Origin of the sequence: Nostoc cf. commune SO-36 (genome assembly GCF_023734775.1) — a bacterium.
Classification (GTDB): Bacteria; Cyanobacteriota; Cyanobacteriia; order Cyanobacteriales; family Nostocaceae; genus Nostoc; species Nostoc commune_A.
This window is the reverse complement of record NZ_AP025732.1, coordinates 3,292,976-3,315,237: the sequence shown is the minus strand read 5'-3', so window position 1 is coordinate 3,315,237 and position 22,262 is coordinate 3,292,976. Positions and strand designations below refer to the sequence as shown.

At 42.5% G+C, this 22,262-nt stretch carries 17 protein-coding genes and 3 pseudogenes; 8 read left to right on the top strand and 12 right to left on the bottom strand.

Going from position 1 to position 22,262, the window contains the following annotated elements; genetic code table 11:
- Positions 1-268: 268 nt before the first annotated feature.
- From ANSO36C_RS14900 to ANSO36C_RS14870, 7 genes and pseudogenes are all read right to left on the bottom strand, one after another.
- A complete protein-coding gene (locus ANSO36C_RS14900; protein ID WP_251960160.1) occupies positions 269-1,777 on the bottom strand; it encodes an HlyD family efflux transporter periplasmic adaptor subunit in 1,509 nt (502 codons plus the stop codon).
- A gap of 63 nt (positions 1,778-1,840) precedes the next feature.
- The gene (locus ANSO36C_RS14895) at positions 1,841-2,716 is read right to left on the bottom strand and encodes an SDR family oxidoreductase (RefSeq protein WP_251960159.1); all 876 of its coding nucleotides are present in this window, start codon (positions 2,714-2,716) and stop codon (positions 1,841-1,843) included.
- A gap of 314 nt (positions 2,717-3,030) precedes the next feature.
- Complete coding sequence (locus ANSO36C_RS14890; protein ID WP_251960158.1) at positions 3,031-4,119, bottom strand: fatty acid desaturase family protein; 1,089 nt, start codon at positions 4,117-4,119, stop codon at positions 3,031-3,033.
- Between the two features lie 420 nt (positions 4,120-4,539).
- Complete coding sequence (locus ANSO36C_RS14885) at positions 4,540-5,442, bottom strand: S1 RNA-binding domain-containing protein (protein ID WP_251960157.1); 903 nt, start codon at positions 5,440-5,442, stop codon at positions 4,540-4,542.
- Between the two features lie 127 nt (positions 5,443-5,569).
- Positions 5,570-5,926: pseudogene (locus tag ANSO36C_RS14880) on the bottom strand (dienelactone hydrolase family protein); the annotation flags it as partial.
- A gap of 17 nt (positions 5,927-5,943) precedes the next feature.
- Positions 5,944-6,456 (bottom strand): annotated as a pseudogene (locus ANSO36C_RS14875) (reverse transcriptase N-terminal domain-containing protein); the annotation flags it as partial.
- A gap of 565 nt (positions 6,457-7,021) precedes the next feature.
- A pseudogene (locus tag ANSO36C_RS14870) lies at positions 7,022-7,390 on the bottom strand (dienelactone hydrolase family protein); the annotation flags it as partial.
- Positions 7,391-7,698: 308 nt separating this feature from the next.
- Between ANSO36C_RS14870 and ANSO36C_RS14865 the strand changes: the two are divergent.
- Together ANSO36C_RS14865 and ANSO36C_RS14860 are read left to right on the top strand one after the other, a co-directional pair.
- Positions 7,699-8,682, top strand: a complete 984-nt coding sequence (locus ANSO36C_RS14865) for a GntR family transcriptional regulator (protein WP_251960156.1) — start codon at positions 7,699-7,701, stop codon at positions 8,680-8,682.
- 132 nt (positions 8,683-8,814) lie between these two features.
- Positions 8,815-9,408 (top strand): Uma2 family endonuclease, encoded by a 594-nt coding sequence (locus ANSO36C_RS14860; RefSeq protein ID WP_251960155.1) that lies wholly within the window; start codon positions 8,815-8,817, stop codon positions 9,406-9,408.
- Here the strand turns inward: ANSO36C_RS14860 and ANSO36C_RS14855 are convergent.
- From ANSO36C_RS14855 to clpP, 3 genes are all read right to left on the bottom strand, one after another.
- Positions 9,405-10,325, bottom strand: coding sequence for an alpha/beta fold hydrolase (locus tag ANSO36C_RS14855; RefSeq protein ID WP_251960154.1), 921 nt, complete (start codon positions 10,323-10,325; stop codon positions 9,405-9,407). The two genes, ANSO36C_RS14860 and ANSO36C_RS14855, sit on opposite strands and share 4 nt — an antisense overlap.
- A gap of 97 nt (positions 10,326-10,422) precedes the next feature.
- Positions 10,423-11,763 (bottom strand): ATP-dependent protease ATP-binding subunit ClpX, encoded by a 1,341-nt coding sequence (clpX, locus tag ANSO36C_RS14850; protein WP_251960153.1) that lies wholly within the window; start codon positions 11,761-11,763, stop codon positions 10,423-10,425.
- A 9-nt stretch (positions 11,764-11,772) separates the two neighbouring features.
- Positions 11,773-12,405: an ATP-dependent Clp endopeptidase proteolytic subunit ClpP gene (gene clpP / locus ANSO36C_RS14845; RefSeq protein ID WP_323374603.1), complete on the bottom strand. Its 633-nt coding sequence runs from the start codon at positions 12,403-12,405 to the stop codon at positions 11,773-11,775.
- Here clpP and ANSO36C_RS14840 point away from each other — a divergent pair.
- Positions 12,386-12,550 carry a hypothetical protein gene (locus ANSO36C_RS14840; protein WP_251960151.1) on the top strand — a complete coding sequence of 55 codons (165 nt, stop codon included), beginning with the start codon at positions 12,386-12,388 and terminating at the stop codon, positions 12,548-12,550. The two genes, clpP and ANSO36C_RS14840, sit on opposite strands and share 20 nt — an antisense overlap.
- Positions 12,551-12,810: 260 nt before the next feature.
- Here ANSO36C_RS14840 and tig read toward each other — a convergent pair whose 3' ends face one another.
- A complete protein-coding gene (gene tig, locus ANSO36C_RS14835; protein WP_251960150.1) occupies positions 12,811-14,253 on the bottom strand; it encodes a trigger factor in 1,443 nt (480 codons plus the stop codon).
- An 832-nt stretch (positions 14,254-15,085) separates the two neighbouring features.
- Between tig and ANSO36C_RS14830 the strand changes: the two genes are divergently transcribed.
- The 5 genes from ANSO36C_RS14830 (at position 15,086) to ANSO36C_RS14810 (ending at position 20,652) form a co-directional block, all read left to right on the top strand.
- On the top strand, positions 15,086-16,123 hold the full coding sequence (locus tag ANSO36C_RS14830) for an aspartate-semialdehyde dehydrogenase (RefSeq protein WP_251960149.1): 1,038 nt from the start codon (positions 15,086-15,088) through the stop codon (positions 16,121-16,123).
- A gap of 168 nt (positions 16,124-16,291) precedes the next feature.
- The gene (dapA, locus tag ANSO36C_RS14825) at positions 16,292-17,176 is read left to right on the top strand and encodes a 4-hydroxy-tetrahydrodipicolinate synthase (RefSeq protein ID WP_251960148.1); all 885 of its coding nucleotides are present in this window, start codon (positions 16,292-16,294) and stop codon (positions 17,174-17,176) included.
- Between the two features lie 259 nt (positions 17,177-17,435).
- Positions 17,436-19,208 carry a ribonuclease J gene (locus tag ANSO36C_RS14820; protein ID WP_251960147.1) on the top strand — a complete coding sequence of 591 codons (1,773 nt, stop codon included), beginning with the start codon at positions 17,436-17,438 and terminating at the stop codon, positions 19,206-19,208.
- A gap of 276 nt (positions 19,209-19,484) precedes the next feature.
- Positions 19,485-20,078 carry a hypothetical protein gene (locus ANSO36C_RS14815; protein WP_251960146.1) on the top strand — a complete coding sequence of 198 codons (594 nt, stop codon included), beginning with the start codon at positions 19,485-19,487 and terminating at the stop codon, positions 20,076-20,078.
- A 13-nt stretch (positions 20,079-20,091) separates the two neighbouring features.
- Positions 20,092-20,652, top strand: a complete 561-nt coding sequence (locus ANSO36C_RS14810; protein ID WP_251960145.1) for a hypothetical protein — start codon at positions 20,092-20,094, stop codon at positions 20,650-20,652.
- Positions 20,653-20,682: 30 nt separating this feature from the next.
- Here the strand turns inward: ANSO36C_RS14810 and ANSO36C_RS14805 are convergent, their stop codons facing one another.
- The gene (locus ANSO36C_RS14805) at positions 20,683-21,879 is read right to left on the bottom strand and encodes an anion transporter (RefSeq protein WP_251960144.1); all 1,197 of its coding nucleotides are present in this window, start codon (positions 21,877-21,879) and stop codon (positions 20,683-20,685) included.
- Between the last annotated feature and the right edge of the window lie 383 nt (positions 21,880-22,262).

The window sequence follows — 22,262 nt, the reverse complement described above, 5'->3', positions numbered from 1 at the left end:
GATTAATAAAATCAACCAACCCGCTTATACATTGCGAATGAATTTAAGGGTTTAGCAATTCTAAACCCTTAACTTTTAGCTGTGCATTATGGGGTACATAAGCGTAGCCCAACTCAGACATCGCTTTTGAGGTGGTTATGAAAATAGAAGAGGCTAGTACCGCTACGCGGAAGTCAAAAATCAAAAGTCAAAAGTCAAAATGAATACAGCATAAGCATTTCGTCAATTTAGAATGGTTGGTTTACTTACGCCGTGTTGTACTAGAAACCTACCTAACAGAAAATGCCTCGTTGAATCGCCGTGTCACAGGCTCAGTGATGAATGTCAAAATTGACTTTTTACGAGTAACAATTTCACCTGTAGCAGTCATCCCTGGTGTAAATTCTACTTCTTGCCCCCGCACGTTGACTGAGTGTTTATTTAGCTTAATTCTTGTAGGAAAAACTAAGCCTAATTCTTTATCAATAATTGCATTGGGACTGACTTGCATGACTTCCCCATCCACAACACCAAATTCTTGGAATGGGAAAGTCGCCATTTTCACTTTTGCCTTCATTCCTTGACGGATAAACCCAATGTCGCGGTTCAGAACTTTTACCTCTAGGAGCATTTCTTCTCCTTCTGGCAAAATTGACACCAATTCTTCACCCGATTGAACTGGACCCCTAGTGGCTTTGACTCTGTAAATCGTACCAGCAACAGGAGCTTCAATGGTTTCCAAAGATTGCTGCTTTATCGCCTGCTCTAATTGACCTTGAACAGTTGTCAGTTCTTCTTTACGCTTGTTAAACTGCGTCAAAATTTCACTTTGGCGTTCTGATGATACACGCTTGGCCTGACTGCGTGCAGCGTTGTAGGCTTGTTCTGCTTGGTGAATTTCCTGGACTTGGGCAGCAATATCTTTTTCTAATGATGTGACTTTATCTTGAGCCTCTGTTATTCGGTTTTGGGCGTTGATAACTTCATCCTGCGCTCTGGTGATTTCTGTTTTTGCACGAGTTAGCCTTTCTTGGGCATCCAAGTAATCGACACGGGGAACAGCGCCAGGAGTAATTAGGGTGCGTAAGCTTTTTTCCCTTTCTTGTGCAAGTGCCAAATTACTTTCAATTTTAATTCGGATGCTATCTGCATTGACTAGGTTGCTTTTAGCATTTGCAACACTGCTTTTGGCATTAACTAAGTTGTCTTGTAAGCGACTCAAGCGGACTTTGGCTTGATCTATGAGTGCTATCTGGCGATTTGCTTCTGCTTCCGCTCCTGCTTGACGTGCTTGGAAGTCTTGCAGGCGTGAGCTTAAAAGTTCATCTTGCAATTTTGTCCCAGTAGTTGTGCCTCCAATACGTTCTGCATTCAAACGTTGCAAATCGTCCTGAATCAATCTGCTAGATTTCGCTAGGCGGGAAACATCGGTTTTTTGCAAGTCTGGATCTTTTTGAATCAGAATTTGACCTTTAGTAACGCGATCGCCTTCTCTAACTTTAACAGCAATAATTGACCCTCCACCCAAGGATGTCACTGGTCTTACCTGTGTGGAAGCAATTAATTCTCCTGGTGCTGTTGCTACTTCATCTATTTGCGAGAAATACGCCCAAGCGATCGCTCCAAATACGATGACGCTCATCGTTCCCGCTAATAATCTCGTGTACAGGGGTGGCAATTCCTGTACTGCTTTACCCAATTCATAGGTGAGTTGTTCCTCTGGTTGGGCGAATCGCTCTTTAGTCTGACGTGCTTGAGCAGCATTTACCATATATTTTTGTCCTTTGTTCTTTGTCATTTGTCATTAGTCATTTGTCCTTGATTATTCACGAATGACCAATGACTAATGACTAATGACTATTCAAACTGCTAAATAGCGCCGCAAAAAGTTTTCTAATGTCTCCAACTGAAAGTTATAAATCACTTCTAAATTGGCAATTTCATCTTTTGTACAGAAAAATTCATTTGCTAGCAATGTGCGATAAGTTCCCAAAGCTTTTTGAATTTGGGGATTAATTAAACCTAATACACTCTGTAACCCATCAACTGCAAATAGTGGTGAGTTAATTATTACTGGCTGTTTGTTGAAGATCCGACCAAAAATTCGAGGAATATCTTCTCGTAATAAAATCTCCGGCCCTCCAACGGGTAAAATCTGGTTGCGAGCGCCTTCAACTGTCACAGAATCCACTACTATCCTTGCTAAATCATCAGTACTGACAATTGAGCTACGGTTTTTGCGATCGCCAATGAGCAGATAGAATCCCGTTTCCCGAAATCGTTCTACTAATGGCAGCAAGTTAGATGCTAATCCAGATGGGCGTAAAATAGTGTAATTTAAGCCACTAGCTGACAAATATCGCTCTACTGCTCGTTTAGCTTTGAAAACGGGAGCGTCTTCATATCCGCGATCGGCTCCGAGTACGGAAATGAACACGAAATGTTCTACACCATTGGCTTTTGCCTGATCAATGAGTTCAATATTAGCGCGGTAATCTAAAGATAGGGCATCGCTATCAGAACCGTGGGCGCTGATAATATACCGCACGCCCCGACTAGCTTTCTCGATATCTTTTTCCTCTAGCAAGTCACCAATGAAGATTTCTGCACCCCGGTGTTCTAACTCGCTATAACGCGAGGTAAGGCGAACAAACGCACGCACAGACTGTTCTCTTTGCCGTAGGAGTCGGATAACTCTGCGACCAATTCCTCCTGTTGCTCCAGTTACCAGAAACATATAAATACCTAAATTGAATACTTTCAGCGTTTACATTTGTCAAAATGCCCAATATATGCTCAAAACCCATTGAGCAATACTTAAACAGAGATATGAGAATATTTTTATACTTTGTTACCATGCTGAAGATATTCTCATCTCAATAAGTCACACCTTATTCATTTTAATACTCTAAAAATTATCCCCTATATCGTTTGTAGATGCAGGGGATTAGGATAATGGAATTTGTTTTACTTGTTGATACCACGGCTACAAGCCGGGGGATTCTTGAAGAGTCCATAAACTAACTTTCAACGGGGAAGAGCAAAAACGCCCTAATTGTCGCTTGTAGGACAGGGAACAGACTTTTCTCCTGACCAATCTGTAAGAGTAATTTCATCTTTATAATGCCGAGGAGTTTGCAGCAGCAAATACCAAGCCTCCCCAGCATCCAATAAATTGAAACTTTCAGAATAGTGAGTTTCTAATAAATCCCTAACCAGAACATAATAGTCAGAGTTCATTCCTGGGAAAAGATGATGTTCGGTATGGTGAGAAAAATTTAAATGTAAGAGATCAAATATTTTGTGAACCCGGAGAGACATACTATTAATTAGTGGATCATTAACGTTAGTCATCGGACAAAGTAAATGATTTGTATAAATATAAAAAATTACTCCAGCATAACCAATTGCAATCGGTAAAAAGTAACCAAATATGAGCTTTATGGGTTCAAATTGAAGATAGATTAGGATACTTAGATGAATCACAATCATCATCAATAATTCCCCTGCGATCGCTCGACGATCTTTAGCACTAACTGTAAATGCAGCAGGAACATAATCGACGGATTCATGATTGAAAAATAGCACAGATGTCACATTGCGAAAAGTATGTACTCCCCAAGCAGAAGTCATTCCCACTATGAACCATATAGGATTGACTTCAGTTGAAGGCACAAATAAGTCCTGAATCCATTTTCCCCAGGTTGAAGGCTGTTCATATAAGTAATTGCGATCGGGGTCGTCTAAATCATTAGTGTGATTATGATGTACTCGATTATGAACTGCTTTCCACAGCGTTGGTGGCATCCACAACATTGTTAACCCTAGAAAGCTAATGATATAAGTTAACCGGGGGTTTTTAATCACGCTACCATGCATCAAATCATGGGTGCTGAACAATAAGACAACCACGCTATTGCCCATAATTATGCTTAAAGGTAGATAAAGCCATAAAAGGTATGGCGGCCAACAATCTAACCGCGCTGCTATCATCCAGCCTAGAATCAAAATTGCTAGATTAATGAATAAGATAATTAACTTACTTGGATCGGGGATAAATGCTTCAGGTGGCATCAGGGAACGTAATTCTTTCGCATATATTTTCTGATGAATCAGTGTCTGATCGGGATTAACATTCATAAATAATTGTCGCGTAGAGAATTTAGCTGAGTGAAGTTTTGCGGTAAATCTTAGCGTATTGAAATCGGATGATTCAATATCACAATAGATAAAAGTTTAATACTACATAATAATTTTTACAATAGACCTATTGGATAATTTTGGCATTGCCCACAACTCTGCCACAGAATTTATTTTGAGACTCTCAATCTGAAGCTGGCTGAAATTATTTTTACCCGCATTTCTAATCAGATCAAAGAAGAGAGTCTGTGAAAAGTTTTCTCAATTTATAATCCCCCTACATCTTTGTAGATGCAGGGGGACAAAATAACCCACTATTTGGATTATTGCTCAATTTTTGGGCTATATTCACCGATTCATTCTACCTACCACAAGTGCAATTGCACTATTTCTACTTTGTGCAAGCGGCCCACTTCAAAGCTATTCAGATACTTTGTTATTAGCTCTATTAGCACGCACCTCAGCTGAAGCCATGACTTCATCCATATTCTCTAGCACTTCGCCAGGAAAGTTTTCCAAAACTCTGGTAGAAAGAGCAACCCGCCCTTTACCTTCATCCAAGTCAATAATTACAGCTTTAATTGGCTGACCAACTTGAAATACTTTTTCTAAAGAATCAATGAATTTTTGGCTTACCTGCTTGATATGAAGTAAGGCGCTCATCCCATTTAAATCGACAAATACACCAAAAGGTTTGATGCCAGTAATTTTGCCTTCTACTAGTTGACCTAGTTCTAATAAGCTGAAGTTGCTAGAACGAGTTGCTAAACGTTGAGAAAGAATGAGTTTATTGGTGTTGCGATTAATTTCCAAAAAGCCGACAGTCAGATTTTGACCTTTGAGTGCTTCTAAATTATCACGCTCTGCCAGGTGCGATCGCGGGATAAATCCCCGCAAAGAAAGAATATCGACGGTGACACCACCTTTATTCACACCCATAACCCGTACTTGCACAGTCTGAGCATTTTCCTGCATTTCGGTCAGTCGTTCCCAGATGTGCTGAATTTCCAACTGCTTGCGAGAAAGGGTAACTTGCCCTTCTGCATCCTGATCTCGGATAATCAAAAATTGCATTTCCTCTTGCAATGGCAGCACTTCCGATAAATCGGTAACTGCTCTCAAAGAAGCCTCATCGCGTGGCAGAAAAGCTGACGACTTGCCACCAATATCCACATAAGCTCCATCATGGTCAAGTTGGAACACTTTGCCATGTACAAGCTGTCCCTTTTGAAATTGGTAGTCGTGTTTTTCTAGTGCTTTGGCAAAATCGTCCATTGTAAAGGACGAATTGGCTGTTTGAGAAAGTTTCGATTCGGAATTCATGACTTTTGAAGATTAGTTGTTATTTGATATGGTGCAACTGAAGTTTAGATTGTCATTTGTCATTTGTCATTTGTCCTTCGTATTTACCAATGACCAATGACCAATGATTAACTTGGCTGCGTATGCTTCAGTTTAGTTGACCAAAGAGTTGTTTTACTTGCTCCCAAGCATCGGCCGCAGCTTTAGGATTATAACTGGCACGGTGGTTACAGAAAAATCCGTGATCAGCTCCATCGTAGCGAAACACGCGATGAAGAATTTTATATTTTTCTAACTCTGCTGCAATCTCATCTACTTGTTCGGCTGGGATGCTAGCATCTTCTGTACCAAAGAAGGCATAGAGAGTACCTGGAATTTCTCTGGTGCGGGTGACAGTAGGAGCGCCTCCTCCCGGTGTGCGAGTGGTAATTCCAGCACCGTAGAAGGAAGCAGTAGCTTTAATATCTGGCAAGGTGGCTGCAAGATATGCAACATGACCGCCAAATTTCTCCGCCTTTGTGGTAGGTTTTTGAAGATGTATTGTTGTGCATCATGGGCAGAGCGCCCAGTTCTGAACCCGTAGCTCCTGGCATGGAAAGTGGCTTCGTGTGCTGATTCTAGTGCATATTTTGCTAGGCATTGCCAAGCTCTATCCGCGATGGTAGGTATCTTAAGTATTCTGGTAGTCCCGTCCTTCTTGGGGATGGGGATTTCCCGTAGTCCTTGATGCTTCCAATTTCCACTATTCATTTTCAGTAGTTCTTCAAGGTTGAAGCGTTCTTCAAATGTGAGGGATTTCTTACCATCAATACCAGCCGTCTTTTTACCAGCGTTTAACTGAGATACTTGCCTTATTGCAAGAAATCGAGCCGAGGTTGATTTTAGAATAAGCTTTTGGAGTAACCTAGCTTTCCGCTTGTTTCCAACTTGAACAGCTTTGTACACGCGCTTCTGAAGGCGGAAAAGATTTCGGCGGAATTTCTTCCACGGTAACGCTCTCCAAGATTCACTAGTTTTGTAACTGTGTCTAATCATTTTCTCTTCTTTAGTTTGTGTATTCTGAACACCTCAGACCAATTACGGTCTGTCCTACCCGACTTGTGAGAGTTCCGCTTCTCGTCTAGCCTACCTGGGGTTCGACTGCCCCAAGACTCACACATCGTTTTTATTCGTTCCCTCGGAAAGATTGATTGTTCCGTTAGATGTGGTCATTTCAACTACTGGATTCCCTGGACTCTTGCCGTTTCTCTGGCTAATAATGCGGCGGGAATAAACTCCAGTGAAGTCAGGGGTTTTTGGGAGTTACGCCCTGCTTTGGCTTAAGTTGCTTTTCTAGACCCTGTTTCATCATAGGAACTCCCTATTAGCGCCAGTGTCAACCCGTAACGGTTGTCTGATTGCGCCCTGTTCCCAGCTTCACTCTACAAGAACCGAGCTTGTTCGGTGTGGGCAGATAAGGAGTCAATTCTGAGTCTGAATGGTAGGGCTTTCACCTACATCAAACCGAGAGTTCAGCCTTTAATGACAGTAATCTGCTGTCGGGCTGGATTAGTTATTTACGGACTGTTTACCGTGATTCACTAATCAACGAATCGCACCAGCCAAAGCCATCTTTTTTCACTTGGGGCAGATTTTTGAGGTAGTCAATTGCTACTTGAATATCGCTCAATAACTCTGATGCTTGAGTCTGCATGGCGTAGCCTCTGCCCGTTTCAATATCTTCGGGTGTGTATCCGGTTTCAAAGCCGGGAGCAATCCGTTGAAAAAGTGCAGGTGCTATGGCAACATACCCAAGTTTGGCAATCCGTTCTGTAACTTCCCGAATGTGAGCGTTGATACCAAAAATTTCCTGTAATACCACAACTCCTGGGTAAGAGCCAGGTTCTTTTGGCTCTGCTAGATAAGCAGGCACTTGAATATTATCTTGCAAAAGATTAATCGTTGTGGTAATTGTTCCTTGCTCTGTCATAATAATTTTTACCAGTGCTATGTGATTAGCCGTGTGTTTATTTGATATAACTATGCCAGTATGCCCAGCTTTTTCTAATTAAATTATCAATTACCAATAGTAAGCGCATTAGAAATTTGTATCAGAAAAACTTTATATGTAAATAACGTATTTTGTATGTAAAAACTAAAACTAGTTATCAAAGGATGCTGAATACTAAGTGCTGAGTAGGAAAGCAACACTTAAGACTCAAACCCAGCACTCAAAACTCAGCACGGGCTAAACCCTAGCTATCCGCTAGCAGCACTTAGTATTAAGGAGGTTTGGTGATGATTCAATTCCGTATTCAGCCAGACAGCGAAATTCCGGCATCAACCCAGCTGTTTAATCAAATCCGATTTGCGATCGCTTCTCGGCAATATCCCCCTGCTTACAAATTACCAAGCACAAGAGCGCTGGCAATGCAAACTGGGTTACACCGCAATACCATAAGCAAAGTTTACCGTCAACTAGAAGAAGACGGATTTGTTGAAAGTATGGCTGGTTCGGGAATTTATGTTCGTCCCCAAGGTCATGAGGGCGGTAGCAGACTGCAATCACCAATTCTCAAACAAAATCCTGATGCCTATCAAGTTGTCCAGCAAGCACTTGACGAGTTGCTCACCCAAGGATGTTCACTGAATCAAGCCAGGGAGCTATTTTTAGCGGAAATTGACTGGCGCTTGCGTTGTAGTGCGCGGGTACTGGTTGCAGTTCCATCTTATGATATGGGTGCTGGTGAGTTGATGGTCTATGAATTAGAGAGATCGCTAAAAATACCAGTGCAGTTGGTAGCAATGGAAGAATTAACGGCTGTGCTAGATAAAACTACCTCTGCGACAGTCGTCACAAGTCGGTATTTTATCAGTAATGTGGAAGCGATCGCAGCTCCAAAAGCTGCACGGGTAATTCCTCTGGATATCTACGACTACAGCAAAGAACTCAGCCTTTTGAAAACCCTACCAAAAGAAAACTGTGTAGGCATAGTTAGCCTTAGTTCCGGGATTGCGCGAGCCGCAGAAGTCATCCTCCACGGTTTGCGGGGCGATGAACTACTGGTAATGACTTCGCAGCCAAAAGACGCTTACAAACTTCAGGCAATGGTTAAGCGGGCTGAGGTAATCATCAGCGATCAAGCCAGTTTTGCGGCAGTGCAAGCAGCCGTGCAAGCATCTGATGAAGATATTATTCGTCCACCAAAGCTGATTAAGGTTGAAAATTATATCGGCGCTAACTCGATTAACTTGCTAAAACGAGAACTGGGTTTGAGTTAATCAAAAGGGTAAAAATGGCATAGACGGACACACCTAGCAAATAACTCAGGATTATGATTGTGGAAATGCAACCCTACATTGGTTTGCTGAAAGCAATCAAGAGATGTATATCTGAAACTGTTGAGAGGCGATATGAGCATCCCACTTCTGAACTATCCCATACAAGAGAAATTAGTGACCGTCGCAGATGTTTCTTGGGAGGAATTCAAAGCTATTGAGGTACAGCTAAAAGACAACCGCAATGTGCGACTCTCTTATTTGTCAGGAATATTAGAAATTATGTCCCCCATTGGTGAAAAACACGAGGAAGTGAAAAGAACCCTTGGCTACTTGCTAGAAGCTTATATGCGAGAGTTGGGAATCCGGTTTTACGGTCGTGGTGGTTTTACTTTGGAAGAACCTGGGTATGCTTCTGGCACACCCGATGAGTCTTACAGCATCAACACAAAAGGAGAAGTTCCTGACATTGTTATTGAAATTATTGTTACTAGCGGCACAATTAACCGAAAAGAGTTATACAAACCCAAAAAAGTCCCTGAAGTTTGGTTCTGGAAGTCTAACCAGATAAAAATATTCCGTTTAAATGCAAGTGGCGAATATCAAGAAGTAAACCGTAGCGGTTTCTTTGCGAATTTAGACCCAGCTTTGTTGCTGCAATATATCGAACATCCTGACCAATACGACGCTGTTGCCGAATTTGTACAGGCTATCCGAAAAATCACTTAACTCAACTGTGGCTGTGGCGTGTTAATTTGCAAAAACTCTTGTACCTGTTGCATATAAGTTGGCGCATCTTCCAACATTGGGAAATGCGCTGTGTTACGAATCATCACAAATTTCACTTTGTCACTCAATGCAGCCGCTTGACGCCCCATCTCGGCTGGAATAATTTTATCATACTCCCCCGCCACGAGTAGAGTCGGCACTGTCAGCTTAGCAAACTCTTGCGGCATCACTTCAGATTGAGCCTTACTGACTGAAGTAAAAATTGTTCCTAAAGCCGCATCGTAATCTGCTTCGAGAAAATCTTCCAAAAAAGCTTGCCGCTCAGAATATGGTATTGAACTATACAGAAATCTGGCCATAAACATCCGGTCAACAAATGGAATTTTGCTTAACCATTTGGGACGGAATTTCACTACATAGCCACCAAATTTATGAAAAGCACTAAAAGATTTTTCATCGTACTCGAAAATGCCGCTACAAGTTAAAATTCCTCGTTCTACTCGTTCGGGATAGCGGTTAAAAAATAAAGTAGCAACAGATGCGCCCATTGAATGAGCATTGATATAAACACGCTGAAGATACAACCCATCTAACAAGACTGCCAAATCATCAGCGTATTCCTCTAATTCATAGGTTAGCTCTTTAATTGCCTCTGATTCTTCCTGTGGGGAATCAGATTCGGCAACAGCTTCACTTGCTTGGGCGATAGTTGGCTTTCCCCTAGAACGGCCAAATCCCCGCATATCGTAGAGTAAACAATCAAATTGCTCTGATAAAGCATCAGCAGTATTTTGCCAATATCTAGCCGAACCAGCCCAACCATGCATAAAAACCATCACTGGTTTTACCAAAGAACCGGATGGTTTTTTCACCCATTCGTAGTAATGCTCAACGCCACGAACATTAATATAAGGCATTAGTCATTTGTCCTTTGTCAGTTGTCATTAGTCGCTGGTATATGGTTATTATTCCTTATTTTTTGACCAATGACTAATGACCAATGACTAATGACTATTAAGCTGATTCTGGCTTCGGTAGTGAAGACGGATGTATTATCAGTTCAGCAGTCGATCGCTTCTCGACCATTTCTTTCGTAACTGTACAGCGTGTCACATCCTTACGGGATGGTAACTCATACATTACATCCAACATCAATTCTTCGACAATACCACGTAACGCTCTCGCACCAGTTTTACGCCGATAAGCTTCTTGAGCGATCGCTCGTAAAGCATCTGCTTTAAAATCTAGCTGGACATTATCCATCTTCAGTAGCTTTTGGTACTGCTTCACTAAGGCGCTGCGTGGTTGAGTGAGAATCGCCATCAGCGCTTCTTCATCTAGCGGATCTACGACTGCTACCATTGGCATCCGCCCAATAAATTCTGGAATCAGGCCAAATTTTACCAAATCATCCGGTTCTAGATGGCGAAGAGTGTCTGCTGCTCGCTTCTCTTTTGATTGCCCTTCTCCTGGTTGCACAAAGCCGATTGCTTTTTTGCCAACTCTCTGATCTACAATTTTCTCTAAGCCCCCAAAGGCACCACCACAGACGAACAAAATATTACTTGTATCAATCTGGATGCAGTCTTGATAAGGGTGCTTGCGCCCGCCCTGCGGCGGCACGGAGGCGGTGGTGCCCTCCATCAGCTTCAGCAGCGCCTGCTGCACGCCCTCGCCGGACACGTCGCGCGTGATCGACGGGTTCTCGGCCTTGCGGCTGATCTTGTCGATCTCGTCGATATAGACGATGCCGCGCTGCGCCCGCTCGACATTGTAGTCCGACGCCTGGAGCAGCTTGAGGATGATGTTCTCGACGTCCTCGCCGACATAGCCCGCCTCGGTCAGCGTCGTCGCATCGGCCATCGTAAACGGCACGTCGAGGATGCGCGCCAGCGTCTGCGCCAGCAGCGTCTTGCCGCAGCCGGTCGGGCCGACGAGCAGGATGTTCGACTTTTGCAGTTCTATGGCATCATCTGCCCCAGGTTTGCCACTGGCTTTAGACTGAATAACTGCCAGCCGCTTGTAGTGGTTGTAAACAGCAACTGACAGCACTTTCTTCGCTTCGTCTTGACCAATGACGTGTTCGTCTAAATACTTTTTAATTTCTCTTGGCTTGGGTATTTGATTAAATGAAATACTAGAAGAGTGGGTACGCCGTTTTTGAGGTGGCTCTGCTCTCGGTGCTGGTTGTGCTGCCGCACCATTAGTATCGATTAACTCCTCGTCTAGTATTTCATTACACAAGTCAACGCATTCATCGCAGATGTAGACTCCCGGCCCTGCGATTAATTTACGCACCTGCTCTTGAGACTTGCCACAAAATGAACATTTCAAATGGGAGTCGTACTTAGACATACCAGCCTCTTATTTCAGAATGGTGACGTTTTCCCCTGCTACGGGAAGATTTTGCCTGGAAATGACCTGATCAATCAAACCGTAGTTTTTTGCCTCTTCTGCCGACATAAAAAAGTCGCGCTCAGTATCTGCTTCAAGTCTTTCTAAGGGTTGACCAGTATGGTGAGCCATTAACTGATTCAACTTAGCCTTAACGTAAAGAATTTCTCTGGCTTGAATTTCAATGTCAATGGCTTGACCTTGAGCGCCACCAAGCGGTTGGTGAATCATAATCCGGGAGTCGGGCAGAGACATTCGCTTACCGGCAGCTCCTGCTGTCAACAAAAATGCCCCCATGCTCGCGGCTAATCCAAAACAGATGGTAACAACATCAGGGCGAATTTGCTGTATTGTATCATAGATTGCCATCCCTGCGTAGACCGAGCCGCCAGGAGAATTAACATACAGTTGGATGTCTTTTTCTGAGTCTTCGGCATCTAGGAATAACAACTGAGCCACAATTGAGTTGGCTACGGTATCATCTATTGGCGTTCCCAAAAAGATAATCCGCTCTCGCAGCAGGCGGGAGTAGATGTCGAAAGCTCTTTCTCCCATACCAGATTGTTCTATCACCATCGGTACGATGTTGCTAGGACTGCTCAACTGGGAGTTAATGTTTATTCGACTTAAGTTGCTGATTGGGGAATTTCCTGACTGCGATTCAAGCATACAAGCTTTCTTTGACGATAATTTAGGACAAATGTTTCAGCAACGGGTGCTGCCTTTTCAACGAATGGAATTTTTATAAGCTACGTGTTAACCATTATGCCTCATATAATTTCCTCTCGTGTAACACAGTATCAAGCCCAGGCAATAACAGATGTCACTATTTGCCGAAAATTCATTAATTCTTTAATTATTCTGACTTAATCCCTGAGTCATTGGGCATTGGGCATTGGGCGTTGAGCATTGGTTATTTCTCCCCTTGGTTCCTCATCCCCCTTACCTTACCCATTTCACCAGTACTTTAACTCAGAGCTGATGAATTCATGACTGTGGGATTTTTTATTATCCTTCTGTGACTTCTATTGTAGAAGTTTCGCTGTTTTCTTCCTCTGTCTGAGGTTCATCAGTATCAGCATCTGATTCTACGTCTTCCGTTTCCTCTGCGGGACTTAAGGAACCTTCGGGTACAAGTTCAACTGAGGAATGTTCTAATAGCCAATCAATGGTTTTTTCGGTTAATAGTTCGTTTTCCACAATTGAGCGCAGTCTATCTTCATCAACGTCTTGTTCCTCCGGGTACTGTTCCAAAAGTTCTGTGACTCTGGCTGCGATTTCTTCTGGTGTTACCTCGATAGATTCGCGTTTACTGACTTCCCGCAAGGACAAGGAACGTTTGATGCGTTCAATAGCCTCAGTACGCGATCGCTCCCGCAATTGAGGAATAATATCTTGAGTAAACAGCTTTCTCACATCCAATCCCTGCTGAGACAGCCGCATTGCTGTTTGCGTTAGCATTGCATCCACTTCTTTCTCAATCAAGGTTGCTGGTAAGTCAACTTCTACATGGTTGAGCAGTTCCGTTAACAACGCTTCCTGCTTATTTGTTTTTGTTTTGTCGTCCGCCTCTTTTTGATATTGCTCTATCAAAGAAGCGCGTAACTCTTCTAATGTTTCAAAATCGCTGATTTCTTGGGCGAAATCGTCATTTACTTCTGGTAGTTCCTTTTCCTTCAGTTCTTTGAGCGTCACGGTGAAAGTTGCCGCTTTTCCAGCTAATTCTTCATTAGCATAAGGATCTGGGAACTGTGCCGCAATTTCTTTCGTTTCTTCAGGATTCATCCCCACTATTCCTGAAATAAAGCCTGGAATAAACTTATCTTCCTGCAACTCAACTTGAAAATCAGTTGCTTCGGCTCCGGGAATCGGTTCTAGTTCGGCTGTTTCGTCTTCGCCCTCAGTTCTGGCAAATGAACCTTTAAAATCGACTACCGCAATATCGCCGATTTGAGCTGCACGTCCTTCCACAGGAATCAATGTCGCCAATTCTTGACGTTCCTTGTCAAGGCTCGCGTCTACTCGTTCTGGATCATACTTAACTTCTTCAGCTTTAGCTTGCAAATCGGTGTACTGAACTAAATTTACTTCTGGTTCTACATCGACAGCAGCCGAAATTGTTAGGGGTTTTCCCGGTTCATAATTATTAATCAAATCCTCAAAAGAGGAGCGCAATTGCGGCTGACCGATTGCTGGGATGGCTTCTTGTTTGACTGCTTGCTCAATGCCATCTTGAATTAGTTCTTCCAGCGCTGCTGCCTTGATTCGAGTTGTACCCAGCCGTTGTAGTAATATCGGCCGAGGCACCTTGCCTTTACGAAACCCAGGAATATTGGCAGTACTCGCTAAGTTCTTAATGACCTGTTCGTAAGTTTGTTTGGTAATTTCCGGCGTAATCTCTATTTCCAGGCCAATTTGGCTGGCGGGAAGTTTTTCCTGGGTGACTTTCATGCTTCGTCTCTAGGTTTCTGGTATTTTATACTCTGAGTACACACAAGACGCAATAAAATAATTGTTTGCGTTTATGGCTGTGATGTCTCTTATGGGCAATGAGAGTTTGCCAAAAGGTCTGATGACATCCAAGGATGGATGTTTGTCCTGGGGCAAAGATCCAGTTTACTGCCAATGTTCAAGGACTTGACATTTTACCTTCATAACAATTTGCTTAATGGGGCATTGGGCATACTTGTTTTTTCTTCCTTCATCTCCCCACTTCCCGTAAAAGTTAGGAATTAATTATTCAGTGGGCTAACGCTGTGATATCCTGGTTCTCAACGAGTTGTTAGTACCCCCAAGTTAAAGTTATAGTATTGAGTCTAGCTATTATTAAGTTGTGGTACGAGAGCGCATCTGTGGCTTAACCACATAGCTCAGTTTTATGGTGTGCTGGTGGTTTTATGCATTCCGATTTTAGATTTTAGTATATTCATCATCTTGGTAAGCAACTTTGTAACCAAGACGTTTGTTGCCTTACAGGTAGGATGCCTGTTAAACGTGTAAGTGCAGATATGTCCATTTTCTACTAAATGGCGGTTTGTTGTATAATAATATATAGTTAAATTCGATGAAAAAATCAGATTGCTATTGTTGTAAAAGGCAACATGACTTAACTTATTAAATAATCAAGAAAATAAATGTATTAAGTGTATAAAAATAAACTAAATTAGAGAAAAATCTAAACCTATTCAAAATCTATTTAAAGACTGCGATCGCATTTATATATAACTAAATTGTCAATTGTTCCAAGAAATTGCAGATAAGTATCTTAAAGGAGGAAGCAAATTTGTCGAGATCCTATCGTTTAGCTATTTTGGGAGCGACTGGTGCAGTAGGCACAGAGTTGCTGGAATTATTAGAAAGTCGTAATTTCCCGGTTGCTGACTTGAAGTTATTGGCATCAGAGCGGAGTGTTGGGCGATCGCTGCGCTTTAAAGGTGAAAATATACCAGTAGAGCCAGTGAGCGATCACGCCTTTGAAAATGTCGATATAGTACTAGCTAGTGCAGGTGGTTCCACATCCAAAGCTTGGGCAGCAATAGCGGTCGAGAGGGGCGCAGTGGTAATTGACAACTCCAGTGCCTTTCGGATGAACCCGGAAGTTCCCTTAATAGTTCCAGAGGTGAATCCCCAAGCCGCAGCGCATCACCAAGGCATTATTGCTAATCCCAACTGCACAACAATTTTAATGGCTGTGGCAGTTTGGCCATTGCATAAAGTTAAACCAGTGCAACGCATCGTCGCTGCAACCTACCAATCTGCTAGTGGTGCAGGGGCTAGGGCAATGGCAGAAGTCAAAACCCAAACAAGCGCTATACTACAAGGACAGCCAGCGATTGCCGAAATATTGCCTTACCCATTGGCGTTTAATTTATTCCCACATAACTCCCCATTAAACGATTTGGGTTATTGTGAGGAAGAAATGAAAATGGTCAACGAAACCCGAAAAATATTTGGTACGCAGCAAATAAGAATCACTGCAACCTGTATACGGGTTCCCGTACTCCGCGCCCACTCAGAAGCCATTAATTTAGAATTTGAGACTCCCTTTAGTGCAAAGGAAGCCAAAGAAATTTTAAATTCCTCCCCTGGAGTAAAATTGGTAGAAGATTGGGGAACGAATCATTTTCCGATGCCAATTGAAGCAACAGGGCAAGATGAAGTTTTAGTGGGAAGAATTCGTCAGGATATTTCTCATCCCTGTGGCTTGGAATTATGGTTATGTGGCGACCAAATTCGCAAAGGCGCAGCATTGAATGCAGTACAAATCGCCGAGTTATTAGTAGAGAAAAATCTACTCAAACCATTAGCTATTAGTCATTAGTCATTGATCATTAGTAAAGTGACAAATGACATAGACGCGCTAGCGGCTTCCCGCAGGGTAGGACAAACAACAAATAACTAATGACACTTGAAAGCAATTTGCAGATAGGTTATTACAATAGAGAACCACCAAGATATATAAACATGGGTAATCAGGAGTGAAAAAAGGGTGGGAGATTTTGGCAATGTTTTAACCGCTATGATTACGCCGTTTAAAGCAGATGGGAGTGTCAACTATGATGTAGCGGCGGAACTGGCGGCGCATCTAGCTAACAACGGTACAGACACATTAGTGATGTGCGGCACAACAGGAGAATCTCCAACACTCAGTTGGGATGAAGAATACCAGTTGTTTGTCGAGGTATTGCAGTCTGTTGCCGGAAAAGCCAAGGTAATCGCAGGTTGTGGATCAAATTCCACCAAAGAAGCGATCGCAGCCACCCAAAAAGCGTCTAAAATAGGAGTACATGGTTCCTTACAAGTTGTTCCTTATTACAACAAACCGCCACAAGCGGGATTGGAAGCGCACTTTAAGGCAATAGCACAAGCCTGTCCCGACTTACCATTGTTGTTATATAATGTTCCCGGTCGTACCGGACAAAACCTTCAGCCAGAAACAGTTGCCCGGTTAGCTGAGGTTAGCAATATTGTCGGGATTAAAGAATCCACTGGTAATATAGATCAGGCTAGCGTTATTCGTCGCTTGACACCAAAAGAATTCCACATCTATTCTGGTGATGATTACATGACTTTGCCCTTGTTAGCGATCGGGGCAAAGGGTGTAGTAAGTGTGGCTTCTCATCTGGTAGGAAACCAACTACAGCAGATGATCCAAGCTTTTAGGGCGGGGAAAATTGAGGTAGCCAGCGACATTCATCTCCAACTCTTCCCGTTGTTCAAAGCTTTATTTCTCACTTCAAATCCCATTCCAGTGAAAAAAGCACTGAAACTTCAAGGTTGGGAGGTTGGTTCAACTCGTCCACCTCTATGTGACGCTGATTTAGAAGTAAGTCAAAAGTTAGAAGCGGTTCTGAAAGAACTTAGTTTAATCTAGCCACCAGCTAGTTAAGCGCAAGATACATATACACAATGATCATAATTGTTCATAAGTTGCAATTTAAAAACCTGTGTTAGGACTGATAGATATACTATGAATCCTTCAGTTTACAGTCCATTTTATTGAATAAAAAATTGAAATCTTCAATTAAAACTTGATTGCTTTCAGACTCACTTAAGAGACAGATGATGTTGTCTTAAATACAAGTTCGTTAACTATCAACTTAATTAACCACAAGTAACAATCTAAGGAGAAAATGGCTAAAAACGAAGCTAACAATTCCGCCTTGAAAATTATTCCTTTGGGCGGTTTGCATGAAATCGGTAAAAATACCTGTATTTTCGAGTATGGAGATGAAATTATCCTGTTAGATGCAGGATTGGCTTTTCCCACAGGGGCGATGCATGGAGTAAATATTGTTTTGCCAGATACGACCTATCTGCGGGAAAATCGCCACAAAATTAAAGGGATGATCGTTACTCATGGCCATGAAGACCATATTGGCGGGATTGCTTTTCATCTCAAGCAATTTGATATCCCAGTGATTTATGGCCCCAGACTAGCAATGGCAATGCTAGAGGGTAAATTAGAAGAAGCAGGAGTGCGCGATCGCACAGAATTAAGAAAAGTTATGCCCCGTGATGTCGTGCGGATTGGCAAAAACTTTTTAGTTGAATATATCCGTAATACTCACTCCATCGCTGATAGTTTCACTGTTGCCATTCATACTCCCCTGGGTATAGTCATTCACACAGGCGATTTTAAAATTGACCACACCCCAGTCGATGGTGAAAAGTTCGACTTACAACGCCTAGCAGAACATGGCGAAAAAGGCGTTCTTTGTTTACTGAGTGATTCCACTAACGCCGAGACACCAGGATTTACACCTTCGGAACGTTCAGTTTATCCCAATCTGGAGAGAGTATTTAGTCAAGCTACTGGGCGATTATTCGTCACCACCTTTGCTTCTAGCGTCCATCGCATCAACATGATTTTGGATATCGCCAAGAAGCAAAACCGTGTAGTAAGCATTGTGGGGCGTTCCATGCTGAACTTAATTGCTCATGCTCGGAATTTAGGTTACATCAAGTGTGATGATAATCTGCTGCAACCATTGCACGCAGTCCGCAACCTCCCTGACGAAAAAGTTTTAATTCTCACTACAGGTTCTCAGGGTGAATCGATGGCAGCAATGACCCGCATTGCCAACAAAGAACATCCTCATATTAAAATCCGCGAAGGAGATACAGTAGTATTCTCTGCTAACCCAATTCCCGGAAATACGATCGCAGTAGTCAACACCATTGATAAATTGATGATTCAAGGTGCAAAAGTGGTCTATGGACGGGATAAAGGAATTCACGTCTCTGGTCACGGCTGTCAGGAAGAACAAAAACTGATGATTGCCTTAACTCGACCCAAATTCTTTGTGCCATTTCACGGCGAACATCGGATGCTAGTGAAGCACGCACAAACAGCTCAGAGTATGGGCATTCCCGCAGAAAACATGATCATCATTCAGAATGGTGATATTGTCGAACTGACTGAAGATGCGATTCGCGTCGGTGGTAAAGTACCATCTGGTATCGAATTGGTAGATACTACTAGTTCGGGTATGGTAAGTGCCAAAGTGCTGCAAGAACGGCAACGCATGGCTTCAGAAGGCATTATTACGATCGCAGCTGCCATTGATTGGAATGGTAAACTGTTGGCGAAACCAGAAACTCACCTCCGGGGTGTAGTTACCAGTGTAGAGCGATCGCTGTTACAAACTTGGGTAAAACAACGCATTGAAGAAATCCTCACTGTGCGCTGGACAGAATTTGCTCCTGCGGAAGGGGAAGCAGCAGATATAGATTGGGGTGGATTGCAAGGTACTTTAGAACGAGAATTGCAACGTTCCATCCGCCGCGAATTGCAATGTCAGCCATCTGTGACTTTGTTGATGCAAATTCCTGATGAGCCACCTGTGAAAGTTGCCGATGGCAGAAGACGGCGGACTCGGACTGCTGCTCAGGTAGCATCATAGAGAATTTAAGATAGAAATCTCATGCAGAAGCGCAGAGACGTAGAGTTTTTCCAACGTCTTTGCGCTTTTGTGGTAGATACACATACAGTTTTTTAACATAGGTATAGAAGCCGCAGTGGTTTCTATTTGCTTATAGTTATACTTATTGGAGGCAATCGCTATGATTAAAACACCAATAAAAATTAATACTCTGGACGAGTATGTAAATTTTGATGATGGCATCCTTCATTCTGGCATGATTCACATACGGAAACTGGTTGAAACAAAGGGTCGTATATGCGTATTAAGCGTGTACTTAAAAACAATCTTACTTATTTACATCTAGTTGAGGAGAGTTATAGCCCTGAAAAGAAGAAGGGCGAAAATAAAATAATTAAGGTACTGGGGGTAGAAGAACAAGAACTAGCCAAGCCACTCAATGACATGACTGAAGAGTTTGCAGTTGTGTGGGCGGAAGACAGGACTTTAGGTAATGCCGTGCCATTTAGTGAAAGAGTTATAGGACAGTTCCCAGAGGCAGATAGTGGTAGTGGCGTAATTCTCCCCTGTGATATAGTTCCATGTGGCAAGTTTCGTAACGGGGCAGAGCGTTGGTGGTGTCGCACCCATCAAGTACACTGGGGTGTCAAAGCTGATTTGCAACAGGCAGTTCAAGGTGATGAGGGTATAAGATGCTCAAACTCCACCCAGCCTATGCATTACACAAAAAATCCATTGGTGATTAATCCAGATGATTATTTAGGAGGAATAGGTATTTGGGCGGCGCTACCAACTGCAATTAACACTACAGATGAACCTGATATTGATGGCGTTTTTAATTCATGTACATGTCAGACCTCAGTTACAGGGCAAAAAAAGTATAGATGGTAACTTCCCATCTGTAGTGATAAAGTCCTGTGAATCATCACCATTATTTGGTAATGCACTGATAAATATACAAAGAGTTGTCATTGCTCCACCTTCAGCACTAGCATATCTAGAAGCATTGATTAACAATCTACCTCTGGGGACACTCTACTGTAACAGATGCCAGCACCCACATCTAGACCTTGGTGACTTTGCTAGAAATCCACACAAAAAACATTTTTGCGGCAACTGCGGCGTTGATTCTAACTGGTCAAAGACACCTATCGTTAGTAGTCCCCTTAATGAATTAGCACATAAACTCACAAAAAACTCAAACTTTGTTGAGAGCGATGGCAGTTTAGACCTGAGAGACTATCCAGACTGTCAGATCAAGGTATGGTCATCGACACCAGCCGTTCTCTGGACTGGCGATTTAGCCCAGGGAAATGGGTATCCATGTCCACATCTACCAAGGAAAAAGAAGATTTTAGATAACACATTTGGAAAAGTTACTGGCTTCGATGGTTCACATCTTGAACGTGATAAGTTACTAGCTATTATGTTAGACAAGTGCAAGAAACCTAAAGGGGATAAGTAGGAATTTTTCAACACTGTAAGCCACACATCCTCAATGAACCCAGAGGTACACTAGAACTAAAGTACACACTGTTAAAGGCGCTCCAAAACGCAGATGTTCCCAAAAAGTTAGCTTGTAGCCTAAATCAGCAGCAGCTTCTACAACTATCAAATTTGCAACTGAACCAAACAAAGTTAGATTACCTGCCAAAGTTGAGCCGGCTGCCAACAATAGCCAATACTTACTGTCACCTGGAGGAACCAGGGGATGCAGCAGAAGTACAGCAGGCACATTAGAAATTAAGTTAGATAAAACAACAGTTACACCCAAAAAACTCGCAGCAGAGTTGATTGCATGGGTAAATGGCTGGAGTAAATTCAACTTTTGCGTGACTCGTGTCAGGATAAACAATCCAGAAAACATTACCAGCAGATTCCAATCGATCTTTTGCAAAATCCGTTGCGGTTTAATCCGCCGAGTGATTAGCAGCAAGCTAGCAGCAACTAAAGCAGACTCTCCTAACGGTAAACCGACAGTAAATGCAATTAGTAACCCAATTGTGATGACTAATGTTTTTTTAAATAAGGGTTTAAAAATCCGTTGGTTGCCAACTGTTACCTGTTGGCAAGGTTTGACTGAGCGGACATCTGGGTAAAGTAGCAACAGTAATATTACTTGAATTACCAAACCTACTAGGGTAACTGGGGCCAATACACGCAAAAAATCTAGATAGGAGATGCCTGAAAAAGAGCCAATTAGGATATTTTGGGGATTACCGCTCAAAGTTGCTACCGATCCGATATTAGTTGCACCTGCGATCGCTAGTAAATAAGGTATCGGATTTAAACCCAAAGCTTGAGTCAAACTCAAGGTTAATGGTGTAAAAACTAGCGCCAGAGTGTCATTGAGAAAAAAGGCCGAAAGAATACCACTGCCAAAAGTTAAAGCAATCAACAAACCTAAAGGACTGCGAGTGATACTCAATATCACTGAAAGCGATCGCCGAAAAAACCCTGCATAAGATAGATTGGCATTAACTACCATCATGCTCAATAGAAACACGATGGTATTGGCATCAATGGCCTGCCATGCCTCCTGTAAATTCAGAACACCTAAAGCAATTAAAAAGGCAGAACCGACCAAAGCAATGGTGGCGCGGTTCATCCGTAAACCAGGAATGTAGCCCAATGCTAACCCTAGATAAGTTAGCCCTAAGATGCTATAAATTCCAAATTGGAGAAAAATCACTAATATTTAGCCTGATTAGCCTACAGAGTTACGCTTTGTTAGGGTAGCCTCACACTTCAGTTTCAATCAAGGTCTGAAACTCGCTTCTCTACAAGACGCTGCACGTAGCTTGCTTCGCTGTAAGGGTACAATTTTGAATTGTTAATTCTCTTTGTTTTAACAGCATTCAGCCAACAACGAACAACACACTTTTATGTGAGAAAGTGGGAACACGGAGAGGAAAAATGTCTTCTAGGATATTACTGATATTTATACTTAGAAAAAATAGTTCTAGAAAAACCTTATATTAAGTTCTGTAAATGTTACACTAAAACCTATCCAATGAAGGATGTCTTTATTAAAATTTAAACTGTGTCAAGTTATGAACAAGATCGTAATATTAC

Coding starts and splice junctions, on each gene's coding strand:
- ANSO36C_RS14890 (WP_251960158.1), bottom strand. CDS start 4,119: ATGAATGTTAATCCCGATCAGACACTGATTCATCAGAAAATATATGCG.
- ANSO36C_RS14865 (WP_251960156.1), top strand. CDS start 7,699: ATGATTCAATTCCGTATTCAGCCAGACAGCGAAATTCCGGCATCAACC.
- ANSO36C_RS14820 (WP_251960147.1), top strand. CDS start 17,436: ATGGCTAAAAACGAAGCTAACAATTCCGCCTTGAAAATTATTCCTTTG.
- ANSO36C_RS14815 (WP_251960146.1), top strand. CDS start 19,485: ATGCGTATTAAGCGTGTACTTAAAAACAATCTTACTTATTTACATCTA.
- ANSO36C_RS14855 (WP_251960154.1), bottom strand. CDS start 10,325: ATGCCTTATATTAATGTTCGTGGCGTTGAGCATTACTACGAATGGGTG.
- ANSO36C_RS14860 (WP_251960155.1), top strand. CDS start 8,815: ATGAGCATCCCACTTCTGAACTATCCCATACAAGAGAAATTAGTGACC.
- tig (WP_251960150.1), bottom strand. CDS start 14,253: ATGAAAGTCACCCAGGAAAAACTTCCCGCCAGCCAAATTGGCCTGGAA.
- ANSO36C_RS14895 (WP_251960159.1), bottom strand. CDS start 2,716: ATGTTTCTGGTAACTGGAGCAACAGGAGGAATTGGTCGCAGAGTTATC.
- ANSO36C_RS14840 (WP_251960151.1), top strand. CDS start 12,386: ATGTTGCTAGGACTGCTCAACTGGGAGTTAATGTTTATTCGACTTAAG.
- ANSO36C_RS14900 (WP_251960160.1), bottom strand. CDS start 1,777: ATGACAAAGAACAAAGGACAAAAATATATGGTAAATGCTGCTCAAGCA.
- ANSO36C_RS14885 (WP_251960157.1), bottom strand. CDS start 5,442: ATGAATTCCGAATCGAAACTTTCTCAAACAGCCAATTCGTCCTTTACA.
- clpX (WP_251960153.1), bottom strand. CDS start 11,763: ATGTCTAAGTACGACTCCCATTTGAAATGTTCATTTTGTGGCAAGTCT.